General features: G+C 73.3%; 27 protein-coding genes and 1 pseudogene. 13 read left to right on the top strand and 15 right to left on the bottom strand.

What is annotated here, in order from left to right; genetic code table 11:
* Window positions 1-35: 35 nt before the first annotated feature.
* The 3 genes from MUU72_RS14705 (at window position 36) to MUU72_RS14695 (ending at window position 2,291) form a co-directional block, all read left to right on the top strand.
* The gene (locus MUU72_RS14705) at window positions 36-287 is read left to right on the top strand and encodes a DUF1918 domain-containing protein (RefSeq protein ID WP_308403818.1); all 252 of its coding nucleotides are present in this window, start codon (window positions 36-38) and stop codon (window positions 285-287) included.
* Between the two features lie 8 nt (window positions 288-295).
* Entirely contained in the window at window positions 296-1,171 is an 876-nt protein-coding gene (locus MUU72_RS14700) for a universal stress protein (RefSeq protein ID WP_248013678.1), read from the top strand.
* Between the two features lie 82 nt (window positions 1,172-1,253).
* Window positions 1,254-2,291 (top strand): hypothetical protein, encoded by a 1,038-nt coding sequence (locus MUU72_RS14695; RefSeq protein WP_248013677.1) that lies wholly within the window; start codon window positions 1,254-1,256, stop codon window positions 2,289-2,291.
* A gap of 9 nt (window positions 2,292-2,300) precedes the next feature.
* Here the strand turns inward: MUU72_RS14695 and MUU72_RS14690 are convergent, their stop codons facing one another.
* The gene (locus MUU72_RS14690) at window positions 2,301-2,984 is read right to left on the bottom strand and encodes a response regulator (protein WP_248013676.1); all 684 of its coding nucleotides are present in this window, start codon (window positions 2,982-2,984) and stop codon (window positions 2,301-2,303) included.
* Window positions 2,985-3,160: 176 nt separating this feature from the next.
* Between MUU72_RS14690 and MUU72_RS14685 the strand changes: the two genes are divergently transcribed.
* Window positions 3,161-3,733 (top strand): Rv1733c family protein, encoded by a 573-nt coding sequence (locus MUU72_RS14685; protein ID WP_248013675.1) that lies wholly within the window; start codon window positions 3,161-3,163, stop codon window positions 3,731-3,733.
* A gap of 63 nt (window positions 3,734-3,796) precedes the next feature.
* Here the strand turns inward: MUU72_RS14685 and MUU72_RS14680 are convergent, their stop codons facing one another.
* The 3 genes from MUU72_RS14680 to MUU72_RS14670 form a co-directional block, all read right to left on the bottom strand.
* Window positions 3,797-4,417, bottom strand: a complete 621-nt coding sequence (locus MUU72_RS14680; RefSeq protein WP_248013674.1) for a CBS domain-containing protein — start codon at window positions 4,415-4,417, stop codon at window positions 3,797-3,799.
* Between the two features lie 33 nt (window positions 4,418-4,450).
* Complete coding sequence (locus MUU72_RS14675) at window positions 4,451-5,146, bottom strand: CBS domain-containing protein (RefSeq protein WP_248013673.1); 696 nt, start codon at window positions 5,144-5,146, stop codon at window positions 4,451-4,453.
* A 124-nt stretch (window positions 5,147-5,270) separates the two neighbouring features.
* Window positions 5,271-5,951 (bottom strand): CBS domain-containing protein, encoded by a 681-nt coding sequence (locus MUU72_RS14670; RefSeq protein WP_248013672.1) that lies wholly within the window; start codon window positions 5,949-5,951, stop codon window positions 5,271-5,273.
* Window positions 5,952-6,125: 174 nt separating this feature from the next.
* On the opposite strand from MUU72_RS14670, the gene ppk2 reads away from it, so the two are divergent.
* Both ppk2 and MUU72_RS14660 read left to right on the top strand, forming a co-directional pair.
* Complete coding sequence (ppk2, locus tag MUU72_RS14665) at window positions 6,126-6,953, top strand: polyphosphate kinase 2 (RefSeq protein WP_248013671.1); 828 nt, start codon at window positions 6,126-6,128, stop codon at window positions 6,951-6,953.
* Window positions 6,954-7,083: 130 nt separating this feature from the next.
* Complete coding sequence (locus MUU72_RS14660) at window positions 7,084-7,605, top strand: MarR family winged helix-turn-helix transcriptional regulator (protein ID WP_248013670.1); 522 nt, start codon at window positions 7,084-7,086, stop codon at window positions 7,603-7,605.
* 13 nt (window positions 7,606-7,618) lie between these two features.
* On the opposite strand, the gene MUU72_RS14655 is transcribed toward MUU72_RS14660, so the two are convergent.
* Complete coding sequence (locus MUU72_RS14655) at window positions 7,619-8,254, bottom strand: TetR/AcrR family transcriptional regulator (protein WP_248013669.1); 636 nt, start codon at window positions 8,252-8,254, stop codon at window positions 7,619-7,621.
* A 114-nt stretch (window positions 8,255-8,368) separates the two neighbouring features.
* Here MUU72_RS14655 and MUU72_RS14650 point away from each other — a divergent pair, with 114 nt between their 5' ends.
* On the top strand, window positions 8,369-9,550 hold the full coding sequence (locus MUU72_RS14650) for a Gfo/Idh/MocA family protein (RefSeq protein ID WP_248013668.1): 1,182 nt from the start codon (window positions 8,369-8,371) through the stop codon (window positions 9,548-9,550).
* 97 nt (window positions 9,551-9,647) lie between these two features.
* Here the strand turns inward: MUU72_RS14650 and MUU72_RS14645 are convergent, their stop codons facing one another.
* Window positions 9,648-10,577 (bottom strand): zinc-binding dehydrogenase, encoded by a 930-nt coding sequence (locus MUU72_RS14645; protein ID WP_248013667.1) that lies wholly within the window; start codon window positions 10,575-10,577, stop codon window positions 9,648-9,650.
* A gap of 121 nt (window positions 10,578-10,698) precedes the next feature.
* Between MUU72_RS14645 and MUU72_RS14640 the strand changes: the two genes are divergently transcribed.
* From MUU72_RS14640 to MUU72_RS14630, 3 genes and pseudogenes are all read left to right on the top strand, one after another.
* Entirely contained in the window at window positions 10,699-11,352 is a 654-nt protein-coding gene (locus MUU72_RS14640) for a TetR/AcrR family transcriptional regulator (RefSeq protein ID WP_248013666.1), read from the top strand.
* 77 nt (window positions 11,353-11,429) lie between these two features.
* Window positions 11,430-11,801 (top strand): annotated as a pseudogene (locus MUU72_RS14635) (cupin domain-containing protein); the annotation flags it as partial.
* 72 nt (window positions 11,802-11,873) lie between these two features.
* Window positions 11,874-12,353: a GNAT family N-acetyltransferase gene (locus MUU72_RS14630; RefSeq protein WP_248013749.1), complete on the top strand. Its 480-nt coding sequence runs from the start codon at window positions 11,874-11,876 to the stop codon at window positions 12,351-12,353.
* Between the two features lie 730 nt (window positions 12,354-13,083).
* Here the strand turns inward: MUU72_RS14630 and MUU72_RS14625 are convergent.
* The 3 genes from MUU72_RS14625 to MUU72_RS14615 all read right to left on the bottom strand — a co-directional run bounded on the left by MUU72_RS14625 (window position 13,084) and on the right by MUU72_RS14615 (window position 15,462).
* The gene (locus tag MUU72_RS14625) at window positions 13,084-13,656 is read right to left on the bottom strand and encodes a TetR/AcrR family transcriptional regulator (RefSeq protein ID WP_372503109.1); all 573 of its coding nucleotides are present in this window, start codon (window positions 13,654-13,656) and stop codon (window positions 13,084-13,086) included.
* A 155-nt stretch (window positions 13,657-13,811) separates the two neighbouring features.
* On the bottom strand, window positions 13,812-15,224 hold the full coding sequence (locus MUU72_RS14620; protein WP_248013664.1) for an amidase: 1,413 nt from the start codon (window positions 15,222-15,224) through the stop codon (window positions 13,812-13,814).
* Window positions 15,211-15,462, bottom strand: coding sequence for a hypothetical protein (locus MUU72_RS14615; RefSeq protein WP_282504098.1), 252 nt, complete (start codon window positions 15,460-15,462; stop codon window positions 15,211-15,213). Before MUU72_RS14615 ends, MUU72_RS14620 begins: the two co-directional genes overlap by 14 nt.
* Window positions 15,463-15,854: 392 nt before the next feature.
* Between MUU72_RS14615 and MUU72_RS14610 the strand changes: the two genes are divergently transcribed.
* On the top strand, window positions 15,855-16,775 hold the full coding sequence (locus tag MUU72_RS14610; protein ID WP_248013663.1) for an MBL fold metallo-hydrolase: 921 nt from the start codon (window positions 15,855-15,857) through the stop codon (window positions 16,773-16,775).
* A gap of 173 nt (window positions 16,776-16,948) precedes the next feature.
* On the opposite strand, the gene MUU72_RS14605 is transcribed toward MUU72_RS14610, so the two are convergent.
* On the bottom strand, window positions 16,949-17,437 hold the full coding sequence (locus MUU72_RS14605) for a hypothetical protein (RefSeq protein ID WP_248013662.1): 489 nt from the start codon (window positions 17,435-17,437) through the stop codon (window positions 16,949-16,951).
* Window positions 17,438-17,559: 122 nt separating this feature from the next.
* Entirely contained in the window at window positions 17,560-18,270 is a 711-nt protein-coding gene (locus MUU72_RS14600) for a DUF4352 domain-containing protein (protein ID WP_248013661.1), read from the bottom strand.
* 574 nt (window positions 18,271-18,844) lie between these two features.
* Between MUU72_RS14600 and qcrB the strand changes: the two genes are divergently transcribed.
* Window positions 18,845-20,500 (top strand): cytochrome bc1 complex cytochrome b subunit, encoded by a 1,656-nt coding sequence (qcrB, locus tag MUU72_RS14595; protein WP_248013660.1) that lies wholly within the window; start codon window positions 18,845-18,847, stop codon window positions 20,498-20,500.
* Window positions 20,501-20,523: 23 nt separating this feature from the next.
* On the opposite strand, the gene MUU72_RS14590 is transcribed toward qcrB, so the two are convergent.
* The 4 genes from MUU72_RS14590 to MUU72_RS14575 form a co-directional block, all read right to left on the bottom strand.
* Window positions 20,524-20,742, bottom strand: coding sequence for a hypothetical protein (locus tag MUU72_RS14590; protein ID WP_248013659.1), 219 nt, complete (start codon window positions 20,740-20,742; stop codon window positions 20,524-20,526).
* A gap of 40 nt (window positions 20,743-20,782) precedes the next feature.
* The gene (gene ctaF / locus MUU72_RS14585; RefSeq protein WP_248013658.1) at window positions 20,783-21,172 is read right to left on the bottom strand and encodes an aa3-type cytochrome oxidase subunit IV; all 390 of its coding nucleotides are present in this window, start codon (window positions 21,170-21,172) and stop codon (window positions 20,783-20,785) included.
* Complete coding sequence (gene ctaD / locus MUU72_RS14580) at window positions 21,169-22,821, bottom strand: aa3-type cytochrome oxidase subunit I (protein WP_282504105.1); 1,653 nt, start codon at window positions 22,819-22,821, stop codon at window positions 21,169-21,171. Before ctaD ends, ctaF begins: the two co-directional genes overlap by 4 nt.
* 312 nt (window positions 22,822-23,133) lie before the next feature.
* Complete coding sequence (locus tag MUU72_RS14575) at window positions 23,134-23,601, bottom strand: GNAT family N-acetyltransferase (protein ID WP_248013656.1); 468 nt, start codon at window positions 23,599-23,601, stop codon at window positions 23,134-23,136.
* A 158-nt stretch (window positions 23,602-23,759) separates the two neighbouring features.
* Between MUU72_RS14575 and MUU72_RS14570 the strand changes: the two genes are divergently transcribed.
* On the top strand, window positions 23,760-24,227 hold the full coding sequence (locus tag MUU72_RS14570; protein ID WP_248013655.1) for a winged helix DNA-binding protein: 468 nt from the start codon (window positions 23,760-23,762) through the stop codon (window positions 24,225-24,227).
* Window positions 24,228-24,246 lie beyond the last annotated feature (19 nt).

Below are 24,246 nucleotides of genomic sequence, written 5' to 3'. Positions count from 1 at the left end.
GCCTCAGGACACCGGTGCGCGAAGGGGTGACGGCAGTGAAGGCACACGTAGGCGATCAGCTGGTGGTCGAGTGCCCGGGCACCGGCGCCGTCCGGCTGGACGGGAAGGTCGTCGGCCTGCACCACGCGGACGGCACCCCGCCCTACGACGTCCGGTGGGCGGAGACCGATCAGGTCTGGGTCTTCTTCCCCGGCTCCGACACCCGGGTCCGGCACCTCGACTGCCCGGCCGGGCCCGTCCCGCCGTCCGCCGCGGCCGCACCGGACGCCGTGGGCCGCGGCGGGTGAGGTGCGGGATGGGCGGCACGGTCCTCGTGGGGCTGGACGGCACCGGGAACAGCGTGCCCGCGGTGCGCTGGGGCGCCGCCGAGGCCGCGGCCCGGCACCTGCGGCTGCACCTGCTGCACTCCTGGACCTCCCAGCCCGGCCCGGCCGCCCCCGGCCACGAGGACGGCGACCGACGCCGCTACGGCGCCACGGTGCTCGAACGGGCCGAGGCGATGGTCGGCGAGCTGCACCCGGGGCTGCCCGTGACGGCGGAACTGGCCGGGGAGGAGGCCGCGGACGCCCTGGCGGAGCGCAGTCCGGCGGCCGCGCTCCTGGTCCTCGGCTCCCGCGGGCACGACACCATCGCGGGTTTCCTGCTGGGCTCGGTGAGCCTGCGGGTGCTGGGGCGTGCGGAGTGCCCGGTGGTCACCGTCCGCGAGGAGGAGTGCGCCGCCGGCCCGGGGCCCGAAGTCGTGGCGGGCATACAGGAGGTGGGCTGCGAGGGGGACCCGGTGCTGGACTACGCGTTCACCACGGCCGCCGCCCATCGGGCCCGGCTGCGTGCCGTCCGCGCCTGGGTGCCGGCCACCGCCCCCGGCGCCCCGTACCGGGAACTGACCACCGCGGTGGACGAGGCCGAGCGCGCGGCGGTCGAGCGGGAAGGTCTCGCCGCGTGCCTCGCGCCGTGGCGGGAGAAGTTCCCCGAGGTCCCGGTGACCGAGCAGGTGGCGGGCGGCCGGACCGTGCCCGTCCTGCTGCGGGCCTGCACCGGTGCCGGGCTGCTGGTGATCGGCCGGCGCCCGCACCGCGCGCCGATGCCCCTGGGCCCGGCGGTCCTCGCCCTTCTGCACCACTCCCGCTGCCCGGTCGCGGTCGTCCCGCGGACCGCCGGGCCGCCGGCCTGACCGCGCGCCTCCCCCGCCGGGCGGAGGGAGATCGTCCGGCCGGTCGACGCCGTGCGGTGGCGGCCGGTGCGACGGTCGGGGCATGAGCGACGACGGACGGACGGTGCGGGGCGTGCGGGCCCCGGTGCGCGGGTGGTGGCAGGCGTGGCCGCGGTGGGTGGGCCCGGCGGCGGTGGTGTGGGCGGTGGGGTACGCCGCGTTGGGTCTGGGCTGTGCGCTGAGCGGGACGCCGCTGTTCCCCGGCGGCGGCGCCCGGGTGTCCGCCGCCCTGGACTGGGGTGTCGCGGCGGTGGGTGCGCTGGCGGCGGCGGTGGGTGCCGCGGTGCTGCGCCACGGGCCGCGGCCCTGGCTGCGGGTGCTGCTCCGCACCGTCTGCGGGCTGACGGCCCTCGCCGCGTTCAGTCTGCTGATGGATCTGATCACGCTCATGTTCGGCCAGGGCGTGGACAGTTGGCCGGCCGCCGCGCAGCGCGCACTGGCCGCCGCCGGTGCGGTGCTGCTCGCGGCGACCGACCGCGCCCGCCTCCGGACGCCCGCCGCGACCCGCGCCGCGGCGCCGACCCGTGCCACCGCGCGGATCCAGCTCGCCGCCGTCGCCGGGACCGCAGCCTTCCTGCCGTACTGCGCGATGAAGCTGTTCTGGACGCTCGGCGGGACGTTCGCCGGGACGGACCTCGCGCAGATCCTCGCGGTCTCCCGGCGCAACGGCGCCTCAAAGCTCTGGCTGGCCCTGGAGTCCTGGGGCCTGGACGCCACCGTGCTGCTGGCCGCGCTCGGCGTCTTCCTGCTGTGGGGCCTGGTCCGCCCGTGGGGCCAGGTCTTCCCCCGTTGGACGCCGCTGCTGCGCGGCCGGCGCGTACCGCGCTGGCTCCCGCTGACCCCGGCCCTGATCGGCGCCGCCTCGCTGGCCCCGTACGGGGTGCTCGGGATCGGGTACTGCGCGCTGGTGTCGGCCGGCGCGGTGCCGCTGCGCGCCGGTGACTTCCCGTCCCCGGCGGACGCCTTGACGGTCAGCTGGATCGGCATGACCGCGTTCGCCGGGTACGGGGGCGCGCTGGCCGCCGCCGCCCGTTCGTACTGGCTCCGGACCCGGCCGGCCGCCCGGCGGACGGGAGTGTGAGGCCAGGGCTCAGTGCTCGGGGCCTCCGCCCCGGGTGGCCAGCACGGCGGCCTGGATGCGCCGCTCGACGCCGAGTTTGGCGAGCATGCGGGAGATGTGGTTCTTGATGGTCTTCTCGGAGAGGTAGAGCCGGGCCCCGATCTGACGGTTCGTCAGTCCTTCGCCGATCAGCTCCAGGATCTCCCGTTCGCGCGGCGAGAGCCCGGCCAGCGCGTCCTCGGCCGGCTGGACCTCGTCCTCCTCGCCGCGCAGGCGGCGCATCAGCCGCGCGGTGGTCGCCGGGTCGAGCATCGAGCGCCCCGAGGCGACCGTGCGGACGGCGGCGACCAGGTCCGCGCCCTTGATCTCCTTCAGCACGTAGCCGGACGCCCCGGCCATGATCGCGTCGAGCAGGGCGTCATCGTCGTCGAACGAGGTGAGGATCAGGCAGGCCAGGCCCGGCATCCGGGAGCGCAGCTCCCGGCAGACCGCGACCCCGTCGCCGTCCGGCAGCCGCACGTCCAGCACCGCGACGTCCGGACGCAGCGCCGGGCCGCGGGCCAGGGCGTGGTCGGCGGTACCGGCGTCGCCCACCACCTCGATGTCGGGTTCGGCATCGAGCAGGTCCTGCACCCCGCGGCGGACGACCTCGTGGTCGTCGACGAGGAAGACCCGGATCGGCCGCTGCGGTGAGAAGGTAGCCGTTTCGCTCATGACGCCCTCCGGCGGGGGAACGAGCCCGCGATCCATCGTGCCGCCATCCGGCGCGGGCCGCCAGGGCCGAACGGTCCCGGCCCGGGTGCGCCGCGGGCCCCCGGCCGGGCCCTTCGGCCCTCTCCCCGGCCGACCGCCGGTGGGAGCCTCGGAACAGCAGGCGAAGGGGGTGCGTGATGGTCCCGTGGAAACCCCGGGCGGCCCCGCGGCGCGGCCTGCCGCGCCGCGGCACCGATGTGGCGCAGACCTGGATGGCGCTGGTCACGGGCGTCCTGATCGCGGTGGCGGCCCCGGCCACCGGGGCGGCCGTGGGCAGCGCCCTGGACACCGCGTCCCAGCAGCAGCGGGCCGACTGGCAGCAGGTCAGCGCCGTGGTGACGGCGCAGCCGTCCGTACCCGCCGCCGGTGCCGGGGACGGCACGGGCGGCCGGGTGCCCGCCACCGTGCGCTGGACGGCCCCGGACCGCACCGTGCGGACCGGGGAGACCGCCGTGGCCCCCGGCGTCCGCCCCGGGGACCGCACGGCGGTCTGGCTGGACCGGCACGGCGCGCTGGTGCGGGACCCGAGCACCGCCTCGGACGCCCTGGCCCAGGGCGTGGCGGCCGGCACCGTGGCCGCGGCCGGCACCGGCCTGCTGTTCTTCGGCGCCCACAAGGCCGGCGTCCGGCTGCTGGACCGCCGGCGCTACGCCCAGTGGGAGCGGGAGTGGGCGGAGTGGGACGCCCGTTCGCGGCGCCCCCAGAAGTGAGCCCGCCCGCGCCGGGGGCGCGCCCGCTCGGGCCCCGGCCCCTCAGGCTGGGCCCCCGGCCCCTCAGGCGTCCGGTGGCGGCCACGGCCCCTCGCGCCGGTGCCCGAGCCGGCTGATCACCGCGGTGACCCCGTCGAGCTGCCGCGCCATCCGCACCAGGGCGGCGACCTGGCCGCTGGTGTCCAGGCACCCGCCGAGCGTCACCACCCCGTCGCGGACCGAGACCTGCACGCTCCGCGGGCCGAGCCACATCGTCCGCACCAGGATGTCGTCGGTCAGCTCCTCGCGGATCTCCTCGTCGGAGCGGGCGAAGAGCCGCAGCACATCGCGCCGGGTCAGCATGCCCACCAGCCGGGCCTCCTCGTCCACCACGGGGAGCCGCCCGATGGCGTGCGCGGACATCAGGCGGGCGGCCCGCACCACCGAGTCGTCGGCGCGGACGGTACGGGCCGGGGCGGACATCAGCGCCGCGGCGGAGCGGTCCCGGCAGCCGTCGGCGGCCCGCCCGGCGCGTTCGAGGTCCGCTGCGCAGACCACCCCGAGCACCCGGTCGTCGGCGTCCACGACGGGCACCCCGCTGATCCCCCACTCGGCCATCCAGCGCGCCAGTTCACCGGCCGGGGTGTCGCCGTGCGCGCGGACCACGTCCTGGGTCATGACGCCCCCGACCCGTCGCCGCTTCATCTCGGGCCCCCTTCGTCCCGCTGCCGCGGTCCGTCACGGGGTGTCCGCGGTCCACCCGGTGGCGGTGTCCCCGGCGGCCGGCTCCCGGCCGATCCGCACATCGAACGCCACGTCCACCACGCCCTCGACCGCGCGCACCAGCCGGGCCAGGACGGGCAGCAGCGCCCGGTCGCGGATCCGGCCGCGCAGCGTCACCACCCCGTCCTCCGCGGAGACCGCCAGCTCCTCGCGGGCGCCTCCGAGCAGCCGGTCGACGATCTCGGTCCGCACCTCCGCCGCCAGGTCCTCGTCCGCGCGCAGGAACACCTTCAGCAGGTCGGCGCGGCTGACGATGCCCTGCAACAGGCCCTGGGCGTCCACCACCGGCAGGCGTTTGACGGACCTGCGCGCCATGGTGCGGGCCGCCTGGGCGAGGGTGTCGCCGGCGTGCACGGTCAGCGCGGGGGTGCTCATCAGCTCGCCGGCCGTCAGCGCCCCGGCCTTGCGCAGGTCGTCCAGGCGCCGCGCCTGCTCCTCCCGGTCCGGGTCGGCGTCCCGGAACTCCTCCTTGGGCAGCAGATCGGCCTCGGAGACCACCCCGATCACCCGCCCCTCCCCCGCCAGCACCGGCAGGGCGCTGACCTGCCACTGCTCCATCGTCTCGACGATCTCCTTGAAGCCGGCTCGCTCGCCGACGGCGACCACCGTCTGGGTCATCACATCGCTGACGGTGTGCGGGGTGTGCGCCATGACGCCTCCTCCTCCGGGCCCGCAGCGCCGCGGCGGCCGGGCCGCCGCGCCACTCCCAGCGTGCGGGCGGCCGTCCGCGGCCGGGCAGGGGCCGTCCGGCCCCACCTCCGGCCGGCCGGCTCGCTCAGCGCGCCGGGCCCGCCGCCGGCGGCACCGCCTGGAGGGGAGCGCAGACCACGTCGAACTCCACGTCCACGACGCCCTCGACACCGCGGACCAGGCGGGCCAGCACCGGGACGAGCGACCGGTCCCGGATGCGCCCGCCGAGCGTGACCACCCCGTCGGCGACCGTGATCCGCAGGTCCCGGGCGGGCGCGGCGAACAGCGTCCCGACGACCTCCCGCACCTCGCGGACCAGCTCCTCGTCGGACCGGAGGAACACCTTCAGCAGGTCGGCGCGGCTGACGATGCCGGCGAGCATCCCGTCGGCGGTGACCACCGGCAGCCGTTTGACGCCGGCGCGGGCCATCGTGCGGGCGGCCTGGGCCAGCGTGGCGTCGGCGCGGACCGTCACCGCGGGGCTGGTCATCAGCTCTCCCGCGGTCACCGCCTCCGCCCGGCGCACGTCGTCGGTCTGCCGCAGCCGGGCCAGCCGCTCCGGGTCCGCCTCCCGGAACCCTTCCTTGGGCAGCAGATCGGCCTCCGACACCACGCCGATCACCCGCCCGTCCCCGGCGAGTACCGGCAGCGCGCTGACCCGCCGGCGCCGCAGGGTCCCGACGATCTCCTTGAAGCGGGCCGCGTGGTCGACGGCGGCCACGGGCTGGGTCATGACCTCGCGGACGAGGTGCGGGGTGCCGGGCATACTGCCGCCTCCCTCCGGACGGTCCGGCCGGCGGCCGGCCGGGGCACGGGCGACCGCGCCACCTCCAGCGTGGCGCCGGTCCGGCCGCCCGGCCAGGGCCGTCCGGGCCCTTCGCGGGGGTCGTCGCGGAGGCCAGCGAGCGCGGCGCCGGCCGTTCGTCCGTACCGTCGGAATATGGCGGACACACCGGACGGCAGCGGCGGCCGGGCGCCCGGGAAGCTGTCGAAGAAGCGGTACCAGCGGGAGCTGCACCGGCTCCAGACGGAGCTGGTGAAGCTCCAGGAGTGGGTGCACTCCGAGGGCGCCCGGCTCGTGGTGGTCTTCGAGGGCCGGGACGCGGCCGGCAAGGGCAGCACCATCAAGCGCGTCACCGCCCACCTCAACCCCAGGGTGGCGCGCATCGTCGCCCTCCCCCGGCCCACCGAGCGGGAACGCACCCAGTGGTACTTCCAGCGGTACGCGGCGCAGCTGCCCTCGGCCGGCGAGATCGTGCTGTTCGACCGGAGCTGGTACAACCGGGCCGGGGTGGAGCGGGTCATGGGCTACTGCACCCCGGAGGAGTACCGGCTGTTCCTGCGCCAGTGCCCGGTGTTCGAGCGGATGCTGGTGGAGGACGGGATCCTGCTGCGGAAGTACTGGTTCTCGGTCAGCGACGAGGTGCAGGAGCAACGGCTCCGGCGCCGGCTGGCGGACCCGGTGCGGCGCTGGAAGATGTCCCGGATCGACCTGGAGTCGCTGACCCGCTGGGAGGACTACTCCCAGGCCAAGGACGAGATGTTCGCGCACACCGACATCCCCGAGGCGCCGTGGTACGTCGTCGAGAGCGACGACAAGCGCCGGGCGCGGGTGAACATGATCGCCCACCTGCTGTCGACGGTCCCCTACCGCGACATCCTGCCGCCCGGGCTCGACCTCCCGTCCCGCCCGCCGGCCACCTCCTACCAGCGCCCCCCGCGCACCCTCCAGACCTACGTCCCCGACCACGCCGCCGGCCTGGAGTGAGGACCGTTCCGTAGCACGTCCCAGGCACCCCGGCCAGGGGCCCAACAGCACGTATTTCACGCGTCGTCGGGGGTATGGACACCACTTCACCCTGCCCGGAGGCCGATCGGTGAAGCGATATAACAGCGGTATGGCGGGACAGACACAGGACGGGGGGCGGCCGGCTGCCCCGGAGCGGCCGGCGGATGCTCTGCACGAGACCGTGGAGGAGGTCACCGCCGCCGTGATGACGGCGTCCCGGCTGTTCGTCGCGCTCTCCGCCCGCGCCCTCGCCGAGACCGAACCGACCCTGACGCTGCCGCAGCTGCGCACGCTGGTGGTGCTGCACGGCGAGGGTCCGGTCAAGCTCGCCGCGCTGGCGGCCGCGCTGGACGTGAACCCGTCCACGGCGATGCGGATGGTCGACAAGCTGGCGGCCCGCGGCCTGGTCGACCGCCAGACCAATCCGGGCAACCGCCGCGAGGTCATCCTGCGCCTGCGGCCCGACGGCGGGCGCCTGGTCGAGGAGGTCCTGGCGCACCGGCACGACGAGATCCGGGCCGTCGTCGCGCGCGTCCCCGCGGACCGGCGCGCCGAGCTGGTGCGCGGACTGCGCGCCCTGACCGAGGCGGCCGGCGAACCGCCCGCCGATTCCCTGACCGGCGCCCCGTAGGGGGTGTCCGCCCTCAGGCCGGTGCCGCGCCGGGCAGCTGCCCGGACGGGGCGTGCCGCAGTCCGTCGAGGATGACGCGGAGGTTGCGCTCCCACTGCTGGTCGCCGGCGCGCAGCCCCACCGTACTGCCGCCGGTCGCGGCGGCGGCGAGCAGGAACGGCACGTCCTGCCAGGCGAGGTCGGTACGCATCGCGCCGGCCGCCTGGGCCCGCTCCACCAGGCACCGGAAGTGCTCGCGGAGCCGTTCCAGGCGCTCGGCGAGCCCGGTCGCACAGGCACCGCCGAGCGCCTCGCTGATCCCGCAGCTCTCCGCGCGGAGCCGGACGTAGGACGCGGCGAAGGCGCAGAACCCGTGCCAGGGATCCCGGTCCTGGGCCGCCCGGTCGGCCAACTCCCCGATCTCGTCGAGGATTTCGACGAGGACCAGCTCCAGGAGCGCGTCGAGGGACGGGATGCGGCGGTAGAACGTGCCGACCCCCACCCCCGCCCGGCGCGCGATCTCGTGCGCGGACACCCCCACCCCGACCTCGGCGACGGCGATCCGGGCGGCCTCCACCAGGCGCTCGACGTTGCGCCGCGCGTCGGCCCGCGGGCGGCGTCCGGACGCGTCGGCCATCAGGCGGTCCACGGTGCTGCGCGACTGGCTCATGCCTGGATCCTACCGCCGGCCACCGGATAAGTGGACCAACCTTGTCCGTTTGCCGTAGAGTCCCCGGCACCCACCAAGCGGACAACCCTTGTCCGTTTACCTTCGGGAGGCAGCATGACGGACCGGCACACCCCAGGCCCCACCACCGCGCCCGGGGCAGCGCGGCGCCCCCTCCGCGTCGGCGTCATCGGCGCGAACCCCGACCGCGGCTGGGCCGCCCGGGCCCACATACCCGCCCTGGCGGCACTGCCCGACTACGCGCTCACCGCCGTCGCCACCAGTCGCCCGGAGAGCGCCCGGGCCGCGGCCCGCGCCTTCGGGGCCGCGCACGCCTTCACCGACGCCGGCCGGCTCGCCGCACACCCCGAGGTGGACCTCGTGGTCGTCACCGTGAAGGTCCCGGCGCACGCCGAACTGGTCGGGGCGGCCCTGGCGGCCGGCAAGCACGTCTACTGCGAATGGCCGCTGGCCCGGACCACCGAGGAGGCCGCCACCCTCGCGGCGGCAGCCGAGCGCGCGGGCGTCCACCACGCGCTCGGACTCCAGGCACGCTACGCACCGGCCGTCTCCTACGCCCGCGAACTGGTCGCCGCCGGCCGCCTGGGGCGCATCACCTCGGCCACCGTCCACGCCGCACGCGGGAAGGGCGCCGGCCCCGCCCTTCCCGCCTGGGCGGCCTACACCCTCGACCGCGCCAGCGGCGCCGGAACGCTGGAGGTCGCGGGCGGGCACACCCTCGACACACTGGAGTACGTCCTGGGCGGGATCACCGACCTGTCGGCCGCCCTCTCCGTGCAGCGGCCCGCCTACACCGTCGCCGAGACCGGCGGCACGGTCCCGGTCACCAGCCCCGACCACCTGCTGCTCCACGCCACCCTCACCAGCGGCGCGGTCGTCTCGGCCCATATCCACGACGGCAAGGTCACCGGGGCGGGGACCCGGCTGGAGATCTCCGGGACGGAAGGCGACCTCGCCCTGGTCTCCCCCGCCGCGGGCGGCCCGGCGGGCATCCAGATCGACGGTCTGCGCCTGCTGGGCACCGACGCCCCGGGCGGGGCGTTCCGGGAGCTGACCGTCCCGCCCGGACACCGTTCCGCCACCGCCCTCCCGCCGGACGCGGAGGGCTTCAACGTGGCCCAGCTGTACGCCCGGCTGGCCCGCGACCTGCGAACCGGGACGCGCACCGTTCCGGACTTCACCACCGGGCTGCGGCTGCACCGCCTCCTCGACGCCATCCGGCGCTCCGCGGCGACCGGGACCCGGCAGACGGTGCGCGGTCCGGGCGCGCGGCACTGACCGCGGGAGCCCGCGACGGGTCCCGCCCCGGAACGCAGCGGCGGCCGGCCGCGGGCAGGAAGCCCCGGCCGCGCCGCCGCCCGGCCGTTCCGCCGCCTCAGTCGAGGTCCAGCACCGCCTTGCCGTGCAGCCGGCGGTCCAGGAGCAGGTCGACGGCTTCGGCCGCCTTCTTCCAGGACCCCCGCCAGGTGATCTGCGCGTCCAGTTCACCGGCCGCGACGAGGTCGGCCAGCAGCGTCAGATCCGCACCGACTCCGGTGCAGCGGAGCAGGAAGAAGCTGACGAGCGCCCGGTCGTGGCCGACCGGCGCGCCGGAGAAGGCGCCGGCCGGGAACGTGTCGGGCCCCTCGGTCGCCCGGCCGACCGAGACCAGCGTGCCGTGCTCCGCCAACCGCGCGTACCCCTCCACCAGTTGGCGCCCGCCGACCAAGTCGATGATGCCGTCCACCGGCGCGGAGAGCGCCTCGGGGCCGGACACCACCTCGTGCGCACCGAGCGCCCGCAGCCCGTCGCCGTGCGCGGCCGGGTCCCCGGTGCCGGCGATCACCCGCGCCCCGCCCCGGCGGGCGAGCTGCACCGCGTACCGTCCGACGCCGCCGGTGGCGCCGGTGACCAGGACGCGCTTGCCCAGGATCGGTCCGAGCCGGCGCAGGGCCCGCAGGGCGCTGGCGCCGGCGACCGGGAGGGTGCTGATGGCGCCGGGGTCGGCGCCGGCCGGAACGATTCCGAGCCAGTCCGTGTCGACCGCGCGGAGTTCGGCCCAGGCACCTTCGAAGGCGAGGGTCACCACCGGCGTGCCCACGGCCGGCCCGGAGCCGTCGGCCGCGGCCCGGACCACCGTGCCCGCGGCGTCCCAGCCGAGCACCGCCCCGGGGTCGGCGCCGTCCAGCCGGTGCCGGACCTCACCGTGGTTGAGCGAGGTCGCGGTGACGCGGACGAGCGCCTGGTTCGGGGCCGGTTCGGGGTCCGGGGCCTCGCCCAGGCGCAGGCGGCCGGGGGCGGTGGGGTCGACGAGGAGTGCACGCATAACGGGAAAGCCCTTCTCGGAATCAATAGTGCCACTCAAGTAATTACGCTACTCAATCACTTGTGTTACCGAGTGGCACAACCCTACAAGAGGCATAAGCTCCCGCGCTACACTGGCCGCGATGACCGCCACCGACGCCACCGCCGAACGCCTCCCGCTCCGCGAGCGCAAGAAGCTCCGCACCCGCCAGGCGCTGATCGATACCGCCCTGCGACTGTTCACCGAGCGGGGTTTCGACGGGACGACCCTGGACGAGCTGTGCGACGCGGTCGAGGTCTCCAAGCGCACCTTCTTCCGCACCTTCCCCAGCAAGGAAGACGTGGCGATGGCGCCCACCCAGGACCTCTGGGCGGCGTTCCTCGAAGAGCTGGAAGGCCGCGAACCCGCGGGCGGTACGGTCCTGGCGCTGCTACAGGCGTCGCTGTACGCCGCGCTCGACCGGATGACCGACGAGGGCTGGGCGGATCGCGTCCGCCTCAGCCTCCGCCTGACCGCCGCCACCCCGTCCATGGACGCCCGCGGCCGGCACTTCTGCGACCGCACGCTCCGCACCGCGGTCGCGCTCCTGCACCGCAAGCTCGACCTCCAGGACCCCCGCGACCTGCGTCCGCGGCTGGCCCTGGACCTCCTCCTCGCCGGCTTCCAGTGCGCCCTGGAGACGTGGGTGGCCCAGCCCGGCGACCCGGGGCGCGCCGCGCTCGTCGCCGAGGTCCGCACCGCCTTCGCCGCGATCCCCGACGCCCTCACCTTCGAAGCGACACCCCCTTCGGCGTAACTGCCCTGCCCGGTAGGGGCGTTGGCGCAGGAAGTATCCGGAGGGCAGCGGTCCGGCGCCGGTGCTACGTTCAGGCCATGAACGACAGCGTGTACGTGGGCAATGCGGGCAAGGACGCGGCACTGGACCGCGGCTGGCTGCTCGGGCACTTCAAGGAGGCCGGCGATCCCCGCCGGAGCGACGCCGTGGAGATCAAGTGGGGCGTCCACCCCGCGGGGGACACCCGCGCGCAGTGGGTGCACGGAGAGGAGCGCACCGCCCTCCAGGTGCTCGTCAGCGGCCGGTTCCGGCTCGAATTCCCCGGCCGCAGCGTGCTGTTGGAGCGCCAGGGGGACTACGTCGTCTGGGGCCGCGGCGTGGACCACTCCTGGGTCGCGGAGGAGGAGTCGGTCGTCGTGACCGTCCGGTGGCCCTCCATCCCCGGCTACGCGGTGCCGGCCGGGGACGACCCGCAGACATCCCCCGCCACAACCGCCCCGGCCGCGCCGACCGCACCGACCGCGCGGAAGCCGGCCGCCGCCGTGGAGATCACCGACGCGACCCCGCAGGACTGGCCGGGGATCTGGCCGTTCTGGCACGAGATCGTCGCGGCGGGCGAGACCTACGCCTGGGACCGGGACACCGACGAGCAGACCGCCCGCGCCCTGTGGATGGCACCCGGTTCCCGGGTCTTCGCCGTCCGGGAGAACGGCGTGCCCGTCGCCTCCGCCTACCTCCGCCCCAACTACGGCGGCGGCGCCGCCCGGGTCGCCAACGCCGGCTTCATGGTCGCGCCCGCCCACGCCGGCCGCGGGATCGGCCGGCGCCTGGCCGAACACGTGCTGGACCAGGCCCGCGACGCCGGCTACCGCGCCATGGTCTTCAACGCCGTGGTCGCCACCAACCCCGCCCTCGGCCTCTGGCTCTCCCTCGGCTTCACCCGCACCGGCACCCTCCCAGGCGCCTTCACCCACCCCCGCCTCGGCCCCGTAGACCTCCACATCCTCCACCGCACCTTGTGACACGGCCCGCGCATGGGGGTGGCCGGGGGACGGGCGGGGCGGCCGGGGCTCGGGGGCCGGATGCAGGGAGCGGGGCGTCCGGGGGGGCGGAACGCCGAGGTGGGAGCGCCGGGGCCAGGACACCGGGACGGCCCCGGCGTCGGGATGGGGGCGTCGGGATGGGGGCCTCGGGGTCGGTACATCGGGGCTCAGGGCGGCGAGGCCCGGCCCACGGGTGACGGGTGCCAGAACTCGTCCCCCGGACGCCGAACTTCGCAGGCCCGGAGCGCCGGGTTGAGACGTCGTCGGAACGCCAGGGCCAGGACGTCGAGCCCCAGACGCCCCGCTCCGGGCACCAGGCTCCGCACGTCCGAACGCCGGGGTCGGCACCTCGGGCCCGGGTCGTCACAGTTGGGGCCGCGGGAGCCGGGAACACCAGGCCCGGACGCCGAGTTCCGGGCAGCGGGCCCCGGACACCAGGCTCAGCAGGTCGGGCTCCACAAGCCCGGGCTTCGGTCGCCACGCGTCCACACGCTGGAGGCATCGCGGTGGGGACCGCCGGGCCGGGAGGAACAGGCCCGGACGCCGAGTTCCGGACGACGGGCCTCGGACAGAGCAACCCCGCCGCCGGCCTCCGCACACCCGGCCTTCGAACTCCACACGCCCGGACGCCGGCCTCTCGGGCGGCCCGGCACGCAGCCCCCGGCGACGCGCCCCGCGGCCGAGCGCGGGCACCCGCGGTCGGCCGCGGTCAGCCGCCGCCCGACGCCTCCTTGTCGAGCAGACCGGTCACCAACTGGCGCGCGTACTCCGCGTCGAGGGAGTCCGGCTCCGGGCCGGGCCGGAAGAGGATCCGGTACATCATGGGCGCCACGACATGGTCGATGACCGCTTCGACATCGGGCGCCCGCTCGCCCCGCTCCCCGGCGCGGCTGAGGATGACGTCGATCTGGTCGGACGCGTAGGCCGAGCAGCGGCCGGCGTTGCTGCCGTCCGGATCGCCGAGCAGCGCGTCCCGGATGTACGCGCGCCCGGGTGGCGACGCCATCTCGTCGAGGAACTGCTCGGCCCAGGTCATCAAGTCCGCGGCCAACTCACCCTGGTCGTCCGGCGGCGCCTCCGGGCGCAGCCGCTCGACGGCCACGTCCGAGAGCAGCTCCCGCAGATCGCCCCAGCGCCGGTAGATCGTCGACGGGGTGACTCCGGCCCGCGCGGCGACCAGCGGCACCGTCAAGGCGTCCCGGCCCAGCTCGGCCTCCAGTTCGCGTACGGCGGCATGGACCGCTTCCTGCACGCGGGCGCTGCGCCCACCGGGGCGCACCATCGGTCTCGGACTCATACCACCACCCTAAAGCCTTAACGCAACACTTCAGCTTCTAGGTCCTCCCCCTCACCTCCCCCAGCCCCGCCCCCTCTCCCCCCTCCTCCGGGCACCGGCCCTCCTCAGAGCACCGGCCCTCCTCAGAGCACCGGCCCTCCTCAGAGCACGGGCGCGAGCGCGCGGACCGGCACCGACCGCTCGTAGGCCAACCCCACCCGCAACAGCTCGGCCTCCGCCAGCGGCCGTCCGAGCAGTTGCATCCCGATCGGCAGCCCCGCCCGGTCGTGGCCCACCGGGACGGACAGCGAGGGCACGCCCGTGATGTTGGCGGGCGCGGACAGCCGGACGTAGGCATCGGAGACGCTTTCCACCGTGCCGTCGGGCCAGGCGAGCGTCTCCTGCCCGGCCGGCACCGCGACCGCGGGGACGGTCGGCGCCACGATCACGTCCACCTCGTCGAACAGGCGTATCCATGCCTGGCGCATCAGCGTCTGCGCCCGCTGTGCCCGCAAGTAGTCCCCGGCGGGCATGAGTTCACCGGCTTCGAGCAGGATCCGGACGTCATCGGCGTAGCGGTCGGGCACGGTGCGCAGGGTGCGTTCGTGGTACGCGGTGGCCTCGGGGACCATCAGGCCCCACTGGGTGGCCTGGACGTAGCGCGTCATGGGGATCTCGACCTCGACGGGGCGCGCGCCGAGGTCCGCCAGCCGCTCGACGGCCCGCCGGACGGCGTCCTCGACCTCCGCTTCGACACGGTCGAAGTAGTAGTTGAGGGGCACCCCGACCCGCAGCCCGGTGAGGTCGGTACCGCGCTCGTCCAGGTGGCCGCCGGCGCCCCCCGGGGCGAGGGAGGCGGGCTCGCCCGGGTCGTGGCCGGTCAGGGCCGGGAGGACCAGCGCCGCGTCCTCGACCGTACGGGTAAGAGGGCCGACGTGGTCCAGCGACCAGGACAGGGACGTGACCCCGTGGCGAGGGACGAGACCGTACGTCGGTTTCAGGCCGACGACGCCGTTCAGCGCGGCGGGGACCCGGATCGACCCTCCGGTGTCCGTTCCCAGCGCGAAGGGGGCGGCACCCGCGGCCACCGCGACGGCCGACCCGCCGCTGGAGCCGCCCGCGACCCGGCCCCCGTCCCAGGCATTGGCGGTCTGCGGGGTGGTCAGTCCGTAGGCGAACTCATGGGTGTGGGTCTTCCCGACCAGCACCGCACCGGCCGCCGCCAGGCGCGCGGCGACCGCGCTGTCGCTCTGCGCGCGGTGCCCGGCCCGCACCCGCGAACTCGCCGTGGTGGCCGTCCCCGCCACGTCGATCAGGTCCTTCAGCGCCACCGGTATGCCGTGCAGCGGCCCGCGGAAGCGCCCCTCCGCGGCTTCCCGCTCCGCCGTAAGGGCCGATCGGCGCGCCGGCTCGGCCATCACGGCCGTGTAGGCGCCGAGCCGCGGCTCGACCTCCTCGATCCGGCCGAGCACCGACTCCAGCAGCTCGACGGGCGACAGCTCCCGCGCCCGGATCGCCCGGGCCGCCGCGGCCACGGACAGCTCGTACGGCCGCGTCACCTCAGATCTGCGCATCGTGCTTCTCCTCCTCTGCCCGGTATGCGGGCGCGGGCGGGGTGTCGCCGAAGTCCAGCTCCCGCAGGACCGAGACGACGGAGTGGATGTGGTTGGCGGTGGCCGCCACGATGGCGTGCCGGTCCCCGGGCAGCGGGAGCCCGGCGCGCTGCGCCCAGCGGGCCGCCTCGACGGGCGCGAGGTCCGGCACCGGCACGGAGGCGACGCCCGGGGGCGAAGTGGGCGAGTACGTGGTCATGGGCAATGTCTCCTGATCGTGCGGGCGGCGACAGCGAGAGGCGGGGGCATCCGCGAACACTTAAACGCTAAGCGTTTGCGTTAACCGCACGATACGCCTACGATGCACTTAACGCAAACAGATTGCGTTAGCCGCTCGAAGCATCAAGATCGACTACGCACGAGAGCGCACACGAAGAGCGGAAACCCGCGAAGAGCGATCTCATCGAAAGCTGAAGACGCGCGACGAACGAAACCGCGCCGAGAGCTGAAGACGCGCGACGAACGAAACCGCGCCGAGAGCTGAAGACGCACGAAGAGCAAAACCCTCCGACCAGCGAAGCCACCCGACCGGCCCGGAAGCCCGCCCAGGGAAGCCACCCACCAGCCACGAGAAGAACGGGAAGGCCCTCCATGCACACGCCACCCCCCACCAACACCCCCGACCACTCGGCCCCCACCCCCACATGGACGGTCGGCGGCCTCACCCTCCACCGCATCGACGAGACCCCCCTGCCACCGGAAACCGGCCCCTGGCTCCTCCCCGACGCCACCCCCGACCTCGTCGCCCAACACGCCTGGCTGCGCCCGCACTTCGCCGACCCGGAAGGCAATCTCCGCCTCCACACCCACAGCTTCGCGGTCTCCCTCGACGGGCTGCGCGTGGTGATCGACACCGGCATCGGCAACGGCAAGACGCGGGCGAACCCCGCCTGGCACGACCTGCGCACCGACTACCTGTCCCGCCTCACCGCCGCCGGCTTCGCCCCCGAAGACGTCGACCTGGTGATCCTCACCCACCTCCACGCCGACCACGTCGGCTGGAACACGCGTGCCGAGCACGGGAGTTGGGTCCCCACGTTTCCCCACGCCCGGTACGTCGTCTCCCGCACCGAGCGGGAGTTCTGGGCCGGTTACGCCATGGACGAGCCCCGGCGGCAGATGTTCCGCGATTCGGTGCACCCGGTCGAGGAGGCCGGCCTGCTCGACCTCGTCGACGTCCCGCCCCAGGGCGCCGACATCGCTCCCGGCCTGCGCCTGATACCCACCCCCGGCCACACCCCGGGCCATGTCGCCGTCGAGCTCACCAGCCAGGGCGCCGGCGCACTCGTCACCGGTGACTGCCTCCACCACCCGGTGCAGTTCGCCCATCCCGCCATCGGGAGCTGCGTCGACATCGACCCCGTACAGGCCGAGGCCACCCGCCGCACGCTGCTCAGCACCCTGGCCGACAGCAAAACCCTCGTCCTGGGCAGCCATTTCGCCCCGCCGACCGCCGGCCGCCTCACCACCCACGGAGCCGCCTACCGACTCACCCCGCTGCCCCCCACCTGACACCGGCCCGGGCACCCCGCCCCGCCCCGACCGGGGCGCCAGGCCCCGCTCCGGCCCGGCCCCATGCCCTGCTCCGCACCACTCCGGCGGTTCTGCCCACTCGGAGCCGTTCCGCCCGCCCGACGCCGTCCTGGCCTCCCCGACCGCCCCGGTCCCGCCTCGTCCGGCAGGGGTCAGGCCCGGAAGGCGTCCGCCATGGCCTGGGCGAGGCGCTGGGTATCGCGCGCGGTGGACCCGGCCTTGGCCAGGGCGCCGATCCGCTGCGCCTGCTCAACGGTGGGCAGCCACCCCACCAGCAGGTAAGGCAGTATCAGGCGCCGCACCAGGACTTCCTGCGCGGACGTGACCGCCGGCCGGCGCACGACCGAGACATTGACCCGCACACCATGCTCATTGCCCGGCGGGACGCCCGGCCGGTCCGTCTCGATCGCGGCATAGCGGAAGCCGTGCGCCTGGTCGCAGGGGAAGCAGCCGACCGGGCCGCGGCTCAGCCGGTCGCCGCAGTCGGCACAGACCAGCCGGTCGAGCGCGGCGTCCACCACCCGCCAGTCATGCCGGTCCGGTTCGTCCGCCACCAGGGCGGCGAAGTCGGCCTCGTCCGCCCTGTCCACACCCCAGCCGCGCAGCGCGGACCGCCACTCCTCCGCCACGATGCCGTCCACCAGCTCACCGCAGGCAGCGCAGCCGGGCGCCCCGCTGTACGCAAGGCCGCCACACTCGGCGCACCGCCGCAGAGCGGCCCCCACCGCCGGCCTCATCATCCGCCCCCGCTCCACTCATGCCCTCAGCTGTTGGGACCGCTCCAGTATGCGTCCGGCCACTCCCCCACGTCCGGGGTGAATTCCACCTCGATCCGGTCGGCGGCGTCGGACGGCAGGGAGAAGGCGTACTTGCCGACGACCGTCTTGCCGGGGAGGACATAGCCCGTGATGACCTTCTGCCGTCCGCTGCCGTCGATCACCAGCTCCGCCGAGGCCCCGTCGGCGTCGTTGACGTTGGGCAGTCCGGTCTCCACGGGGACCCGGTCGGAACCGGTGTTGACCACGGTGACGGTGATCTGGACCGCCTTGTTCCCCTTGGCGTGGCCATGGGCGAACTCATCCGGGACGAACGGTTCCGGCTTGGCGACCGTGACCTTCAAGCCGTTGTCGAAGGTGTAGGGCTGCCCGAAGGCCAGGTGCCGGGCCTTCTCGGCGGCCGCGGCGGACTTCCGGTCCTTCTTCACCTTCTCGTTGAGCTCCTCCGCCTTGGCGTGCGCCGTGTCGGCGACCTTCTTGACCGCGACGACGGCGACCACCCCGGTGCCCATGGCGAGCAGCAGGCCGAGGACGCCCAGGACGAGGCCGCTGAGCGCCATCGCCTTGGTGCCCGCCAGCCCCTTCTTCGCCTGGCCGAGCCCGACGCCCCCGAAGATCACGGCCAGCAGCGCCGGCAGCCAGGCAACCCAGAACAGCACGAGGAACAGCCCGAGCACGATCCCGACCAGGCCGAGCACCAGGGCGGTGATCCCCGTCCCGTTGTTCGGCCGCGCGCCGGCGTAGTACGGGGGCGGAACCGGTGCTGTCCGGAGCGTCCCCTGCGCGGCGGCCGCGGGGCCGGTCGGCGGGGCCCAGGGGTCACGGTCCGGCGGCTGCGGAGACTGTGACGGCTGCGCAGGCTGTGACGACTGAGACGGCCGTGACGACTGCTGCGGGTCCGGTATCGGAGAGCCATCGGGAGGGACGGGCGTGGTCATGCGGTTTCCTTCAGGCTTCCTTCGGACAGGTCACTCAACTTCGGCCAACCTTACCAAAGAGCTTTACATTTCTATTACTTGGCGTTTCGGCTTTGCCGCTCGGTAATGCCGCCGGAAAGAGCCCGCCCGCGCTCCGGGCCCCGGCAAGCCCGCACCGTCCCCCGAGCGTCCCGGGACGACGACGGCCCCCTGCCGCAAGGGGCAGGGCACGGCACCGGCGGACGGCCGTGCCCCCGATCTGCGTAATGCGCGGCGTCCGGCGATCGGCCAGGCAGGGTGCGGGTGAGCGAGCGCCGCAAAGCGCCATGGACCGACGCGCCGAGGAGGGCCGGACATGCTGTTCCGGAAACCAGCGGAAAGGATGGAGAAGAAGGTCCGGGAGACCGCCTTTTCCGCCTATGTGGCAGTGGACGGCCGCGCTCCGGCCTCGGAAGCGGCGAAAGCGCTGCTCCGCAAGGCTTTCCCCGACCACTGGTCCTTCCTCCTGGGCGAAATCGCCCTCTACAGCCTCTTGGTCCTGCTCCTGACCGGCAGTTACCTGACGATGTATTTCGAACCGAGTATGTCGAAGAGGATTTACGACGGCGCCTACGGGCCGCTGCGGGGCCTCCTGGTGTCGGACGCCTACGCCTCGACCCTCCGCATCAGTTTCGAGGTGCGGGGCGGTCTGCTGATCCGCCAGATGCACCACTGGGCGGCGCTGGTCTTCATCTCCGCGCTGGGCGTACACATGCTGCGGATCTTCTTCACCGGAGCGTTCCGGCGGCCACGGGAACTCAACTGGGCGGTCGGGGTCACCCTCTTCATGCTCTCCCTGCTGGAGGGATTCGGCGGCTATTCCCTGCCGGACGACCTGCTGTCCGGCACCGGGCTCCGCACGGCGAACACCATCGTGCTGTCCCTCCCCCTCGTCGGCACCTACCTCAGCTATTTCCTCTGGGGCGGTTCCTATCCCGGCCATATCCTCGTCCCCCGCCTCTACACCCTCCACGTACTGTTCGTGCCGGGACTCATCCTCGCCCTGCTGGGCCTGCACCTGCTGCTGGTCGTCTACCTCAAGCACACGCACTGGCCGGCACCCGGACGGAGCAACCGCAATGCCGTGGGGCAGCCGATGTTCCCGCAGTTCACCGCGAAATCCACCGGCCTGTTCCTGATGGTCTTCTCGGTCATGGCCGTGCTCGGCGCGGTGGCCCAGATCAACCCGGTCTGGAGCTACGGACCGTACGTCCCGGACCAGTCCTCGACCGATGTCCAGCCGGACTGGTACGTGGGATTCCTGGAGGGCGCGCTCCGCCTCATGCCCCCGTGGGAGAGCAATGTGGCCGGCCACACCTTCATGTGGAACGTGCTGATTCCCGCCGTGATCCTGCCCGGCCTGCTCTTTTTGATCCTTTACGCCTACCCGGCCTTCGAACGATGGGTGACGGGCGACCCGATGGAACACCACGTCTGTGACCGCCCCCGCAATTTCCCCACCCGTACGGCGCTGGGAGTGGCCGCCATCGTGTTCTACGGGGTACTGCTCGCGGCCGGTGGAAATGACGTCATCGCCACGCTGTTCCGGGTATCCGTGGAGACGCTGACCTGGATTCTCCGGGTGCTGGTGGTCATCGGTCCGATCCTCGCCTTCCTCATCACCAAGCGCGCCTGTCTGGCACTCCAGGACCGCGACCGGGAATTGCTGGAGGAGGGCCAGGAGACCGGCGAGGTGGTGCAGAGCGTCTACGGCCACCTGACCGAGCGCAGCCGGCCGCTGGAGGCGGCGAAGCGCTACCGCGTGGTGGTCAGGGACCTCCCCAAGCCCCTGCCGGCCCCCGGCGGCCAGGCACCCGTACGGCACCGGGTGCGGGCCGCGCTGAGCGCCTGGTACTACCGGGACCGGGTCGACATGCCGGTCACGGTCGCGGAGCGGCTAGAGATCTCAGCGGCGACGAAGGGCCCGGTCATCCCGTCCGAGGAGGAGCGCCCCCACGCCAAGGAGACGTGAGCGGGAACGCCGAGGAGGCGTGATCAGCTCGAGTGGGCGTAGAAGGTGAACGTCATCGAACCGCTGCTGGTGTGCACCGGGGTGAGGTAACACGCCAACGGCGCGCGCAGCGCGGCAGCGTGTGCGGCGAAAGCGGACCTGCACCCTTCGCGTTCCGGCTGGTCGCCTTCGCGGCCGAGCAGCCGGACCTGGCGTCCGTCGTCCGGGTCGACAGGTTGAGACAGCTCCGCGGCGACGATCAAGAGCTCGACCAGGCCGGCTCAGGCCGAACGCCACCGGCCCTCAGACATCCCGGTCCACGTACTGGAAGACCATGCCGAAGACCGACAGGCCGGTGACCCCGATGCCGATGAGGAAGACCCACAGCCCGTAGACCAGGCCGAGGGCGAGGAGCGCCACACCGAGGCCCACCAGGACCGGGTAGCGGCTCTCCGGCGGGAAGAAGTCGACCGTTCCGGCGCGCTCGTGGATCTTCGAATCCCCGCGGTCCTCGGGCCGTTGGCCCTTGCGGCGGTAGTTCATGGCGCAGAAGAAGGAGATCACCGCGGCCATGGCGAAGGAAACGGCGAGGGCGGCGATGCCGGCCGGTTCCCGGGCCAGCCAGATGTAGAAGGCGTCGGTGATGAAGAAGAACGCGGCGACGCCCGCGAAGAGAAGTGCCTCCGCTTTCATGAGCTCTGTTCTCCGAGGGTGTCGGGGGTCGGTTCGGTGGCGCCGCGTTCCCCCGCCGGCAGTTCCAGGAACTGCGGGTGGTGCAGGTCGAAGGCCGGGGAGTCGGAACGGATGCGCGGCAGCGCCTCGAAGTTGTGCCGGGGCGGCGGGCAGGACGTGGCCCATTCCAGGGACCGGCCGAATCCCCACGGGTCGTCGACGTCCACCTTGGGCGCGTAGCGGGCGGTCTTCCAGACGTTGTAGAGGAACGCGAAGGTGGACAGCCCGAGGAGGAACGCACCGCCCGAGGAAATGCTGTTGAGGACGGTGAACCCGTCGGCTTCCAGATAGTCGGCGTAGCGCCGCGGCATACCGCTCTCCCCCAGCCAGTGCTGGACGAGGAAGGTGGTCTGGAAGCCGATGAACAGCGACCAGAAGTGGATCTTCCCCACCTTTTCGTCGAGCCGCCGCCCGGTCCATTTCGGCCACCAGAAGTAGAAGCCGCCGAAGGTCGCGAAGACGATGGTGCCGAACAGCACGTAGTGCAGATGGGCGACGATGAAGTAGCTGTCGGTGAAGTGGAAGTCCATCGGCGGCGACGCGATCAGCACTCCGCTGAGCCCGCCGAGGAGGAACGTCACCATGAACCCGATCGCCCAGAGCATCGGCGTTTCGAACGACAGGCTGCCCCGCCACATCGTCCCGATCCAGTTGAAGAACTTCACCCCGGTCGGTGCCGCGATGAGGAACGACATGAGGGAGAAGAACGGCAGCAGCACCCCGCCCGTGGCGAACATGTGGTGCGCCCAGACGGTGGCCGACAGCATGGTGATGGCGATCGTCGCACCGACCATTCCGACGTAACCGAAGGCCGGTTTGCGGCTGAATACCGGGACGATCTCGGTGACCACGCCGAAGAACGGCAGGGCGACGATATAGACCTCCGGGTGGCCGAAGAACCAGAACAGGTGCTGCCACAGCAGTGCGCCGCCGAAGGCCGGGTCGTAGACGTGCGCGCCGAAGCGGCGGTCCGCGAGCAGCGCGAGCAGGGCGGCGGTCAGCACGGGGAAGGCGAGCAGCGCCAGGATGGAGGTGAAGAGGATGTTCCAGGTGAAGATCGGCATCCGGAACATCGTCATGCCGGGCGCGCGCAGCGTGATGATGGTGGCGATGAAGTTCACCGAGCCCAGCGTGGTGCTCAGGCCGGCGACGACCAGCCCCGCAGCCCACAGGTCGCCGCCGGCGCCGGGCGTGTGGAGGGCGCTGTTCAGGGGCGCGTAGGCGAACCAGCCGAACGAGGCCGCGCCACCGGGGACGACGATCCCGGACACCACCATCAGGCCGCCGAAGAGGAACAGCCAGTAGGTGAGGGCGTTGAGCCGGGGGAACGCCACATCGGGCGCGCCGATCTGGAGGGGCATCACGGCGTTGGCGAAGCCGGCGAAGGTCGGGGTGGCGAAGAGCAGCATCATCACCGTGCCGTGGATGGTGAAGAGCTGGTTGTACTGCTCGTTGCTGAAGAACTGAAGGCCGGGCCGGGCCAGCTCGGCCCGCATCAGCATCGCCAGCACCCCGGCGAACAGGAAGAAGCAGAAGGAGGTGACCAGGTACATGTTCCCGATCACCTTGTGATCGGTGGTGGTCACATACTTTCTGATCTTGCGGCCCATGTGGACGCGCGGATTGCCGGAGGCGTCCAGCGGTTCGCGACGCCGGGTCTGGTCCAGTTGCGACACGTCCCCTCCGGAACACAGTGGCCGGCGATGCCTTCGGGCGCGTCGCCGCGATTCGTGTGTAGCCGGTCGCCGGTCACGGCAAACCTCACCAGACCTTACATAGCGGAGCACTCCGCCACATACGATCTATCGGACGTTTCGGGCATGCCCTGATCGCTCTCCCGGCTGCACGAGGCCGCGGGCAGGGACCGTTCAGGTGAACCGCCTGCCGCCCACCCCCTCCCCATGGACAGCTTCCGGACTACCTCACTCGGCCCGCCGCAGGACCTTCGTCATGAAGGTGCTGTGCGGATCGGGCCGGTAGTCCGCGAAGGGCTCGCAGCGCACGAACCCGAACTTCTCGTACAGCCGCCTGGCGGGCAGGAAGAAGTCCGCCGCGCCCGTCTCCAGGCTCAGCCGCGCGAACCCCCGGCGCGTCGCCTCGGCGATGAGGTGCTCCAGCAGCAGGGAGGCGATACCGCTGCGCGTGCGTGCGGGGGCGGTGCGCATCGACTTGAGTTCGGCATGGCCGGCGTCCAGTCGCTTGAGCGCACCACAGCCCACCAGGCGGTCGCCGTCCCGCACCGTCCAGAACGCGATCTCCGGCCGGCGGAGGGCGTCGAGATCGAGGGCATGCTTGCTCTCCGGCGGGGAGATGGCCCGCATCTGGTCCACGTGCTCCTGGAGGAACGCGGCGATCTCCGGTCCGGAAAGGTCGTCCAACTCGATCTTCACGGCGCTCGTCCGCCCTTCTGCTCCGCTCGGGCCTGCACTCGGGACGCGCCACGATCTTACGGGCGCGGGGGCAGCCCACCGCCCGGCCTTGACCTCAACCTCACTTCAGTTTCTAGCGTGGGCGCACCACTGATCATTCACAGGAGGCAGGCACCCCCATGACGACCCAGCACTTCTCCGACGCCGAGCTCGCCAGGCAGCCGGCCGCGTACTGGACCGGTGTGGCCTACGAGGCCCTCATCGCCTTCACCCGCGCCCAGCAGGCGGAACACGGCTTCACCCAGCCGCAGTTCTGGCTGCTCCGCAACCTCTCGAAGCACGACCTCTCGCCGGACGGGCACGGTATGACGATCCCGGAACTCCACGAAGCGATGCGCACCTACCTCCGCCCGGAGGACGATCTGCGGGCCGAGGCGGAGGTCCTGCTGAAGCGGGGTTGGCTGTCCCGCGACGGCGAGGGGCGGCTGTGGCTCACCGAGGAAGGGGAAGCCGCGCGGCTCCGGCTCAAGCAGCACGCCCCGGCGATCCGGGACCGCATCCACCGGGGCATCGACGACGCCGACTACGTCACGACCCTGAAGGTCCTCCAGCGGATGGTGCGGAACACCGGCGGCACCGCCCACTAGCCCACGGCTTTCCCGCTCG

The sequence above is a fragment of the Streptomyces rhizoryzae genome, from assembly GCF_023155275.1.
In the GTDB taxonomy this organism is placed as follows: domain Bacteria; phylum Actinomycetota; class Actinomycetes; order Streptomycetales; family Streptomycetaceae; genus Streptomyces; species Streptomyces rhizoryzae.
This window is presented reverse-complemented; position numbering and strand designations above follow the sequence as displayed.

Bases quoted from the DNA above. Each gene is read 5' to 3' on its own strand.
- MUU72_RS14645 (WP_248013667.1), bottom strand. From the start codon at position 10,577: ATGCGTGCACTCCTCGTCGACCCCACCGCCCCCGGCCGCCTGCGCCTG.
- MUU72_RS14570 (WP_248013655.1), top strand. From the start codon at position 23,760: ATGACGACCCAGCACTTCTCCGACGCCGAGCTCGCCAGGCAGCCGGCC.
- MUU72_RS14690 (WP_248013676.1), bottom strand. From the start codon at position 2,984: ATGAGCGAAACGGCTACCTTCTCACCGCAGCGGCCGATCCGGGTCTTC.
- MUU72_RS14655 (WP_248013669.1), bottom strand. From the start codon at position 8,254: ATGAGCCAGTCGCGCAGCACCGTGGACCGCCTGATGGCCGACGCGTCC.
- ctaD (WP_282504105.1), bottom strand. From the start codon at position 22,821: ATGGGCCGCAAGATCAGAAAGTATGTGACCACCACCGATCACAAGGTG.
- MUU72_RS14640 (WP_248013666.1), top strand. From the start codon at position 10,699: ATGACCGCCACCGACGCCACCGCCGAACGCCTCCCGCTCCGCGAGCGC.
- MUU72_RS14610 (WP_248013663.1), top strand. From the start codon at position 15,855: ATGCACACGCCACCCCCCACCAACACCCCCGACCACTCGGCCCCCACC.
- MUU72_RS14660 (WP_248013670.1), top strand. From the start codon at position 7,084: ATGGCGGGACAGACACAGGACGGGGGGCGGCCGGCTGCCCCGGAGCGG.
- MUU72_RS14625 (WP_372503109.1), bottom strand. From the start codon at position 13,656: ATGGTGCGCCCCGGTGGGCGCAGCGCCCGCGTGCAGGAAGCGGTCCAT.
- ctaF (WP_248013658.1), bottom strand. From the start codon at position 21,172: ATGAAAGCGGAGGCACTTCTCTTCGCGGGCGTCGCCGCGTTCTTCTTC.
- MUU72_RS14670 (WP_248013672.1), bottom strand. From the start codon at position 5,951: ATGCCCGGCACCCCGCACCTCGTCCGCGAGGTCATGACCCAGCCCGTG.
- qcrB (WP_248013660.1), top strand. From the start codon at position 18,845: ATGCTGTTCCGGAAACCAGCGGAAAGGATGGAGAAGAAGGTCCGGGAG.
- MUU72_RS14615 (WP_282504098.1), bottom strand. From the start codon at position 15,462: ATGACCACGTACTCGCCCACTTCGCCCCCGGGCGTCGCCTCCGTGCCG.
- ppk2 (WP_248013671.1), top strand. From the start codon at position 6,126: ATGGCGGACACACCGGACGGCAGCGGCGGCCGGGCGCCCGGGAAGCTG.
- MUU72_RS14680 (WP_248013674.1), bottom strand. From the start codon at position 4,417: ATGAAGCGGCGACGGGTCGGGGGCGTCATGACCCAGGACGTGGTCCGC.
- MUU72_RS14695 (WP_248013677.1), top strand. From the start codon at position 1,254: ATGAGCGACGACGGACGGACGGTGCGGGGCGTGCGGGCCCCGGTGCGC.
- MUU72_RS14685 (WP_248013675.1), top strand. From the start codon at position 3,161: ATGGTCCCGTGGAAACCCCGGGCGGCCCCGCGGCGCGGCCTGCCGCGC.
- MUU72_RS14700 (WP_248013678.1), top strand. From the start codon at position 296: ATGGGCGGCACGGTCCTCGTGGGGCTGGACGGCACCGGGAACAGCGTG.
- MUU72_RS14650 (WP_248013668.1), top strand. From the start codon at position 8,369: ATGACGGACCGGCACACCCCAGGCCCCACCACCGCGCCCGGGGCAGCG.
- MUU72_RS14620 (WP_248013664.1), bottom strand. From the start codon at position 15,224: ATGCGCAGATCTGAGGTGACGCGGCCGTACGAGCTGTCCGTGGCCGCG.
- MUU72_RS14675 (WP_248013673.1), bottom strand. From the start codon at position 5,146: ATGGCGCACACCCCGCACACCGTCAGCGATGTGATGACCCAGACGGTG.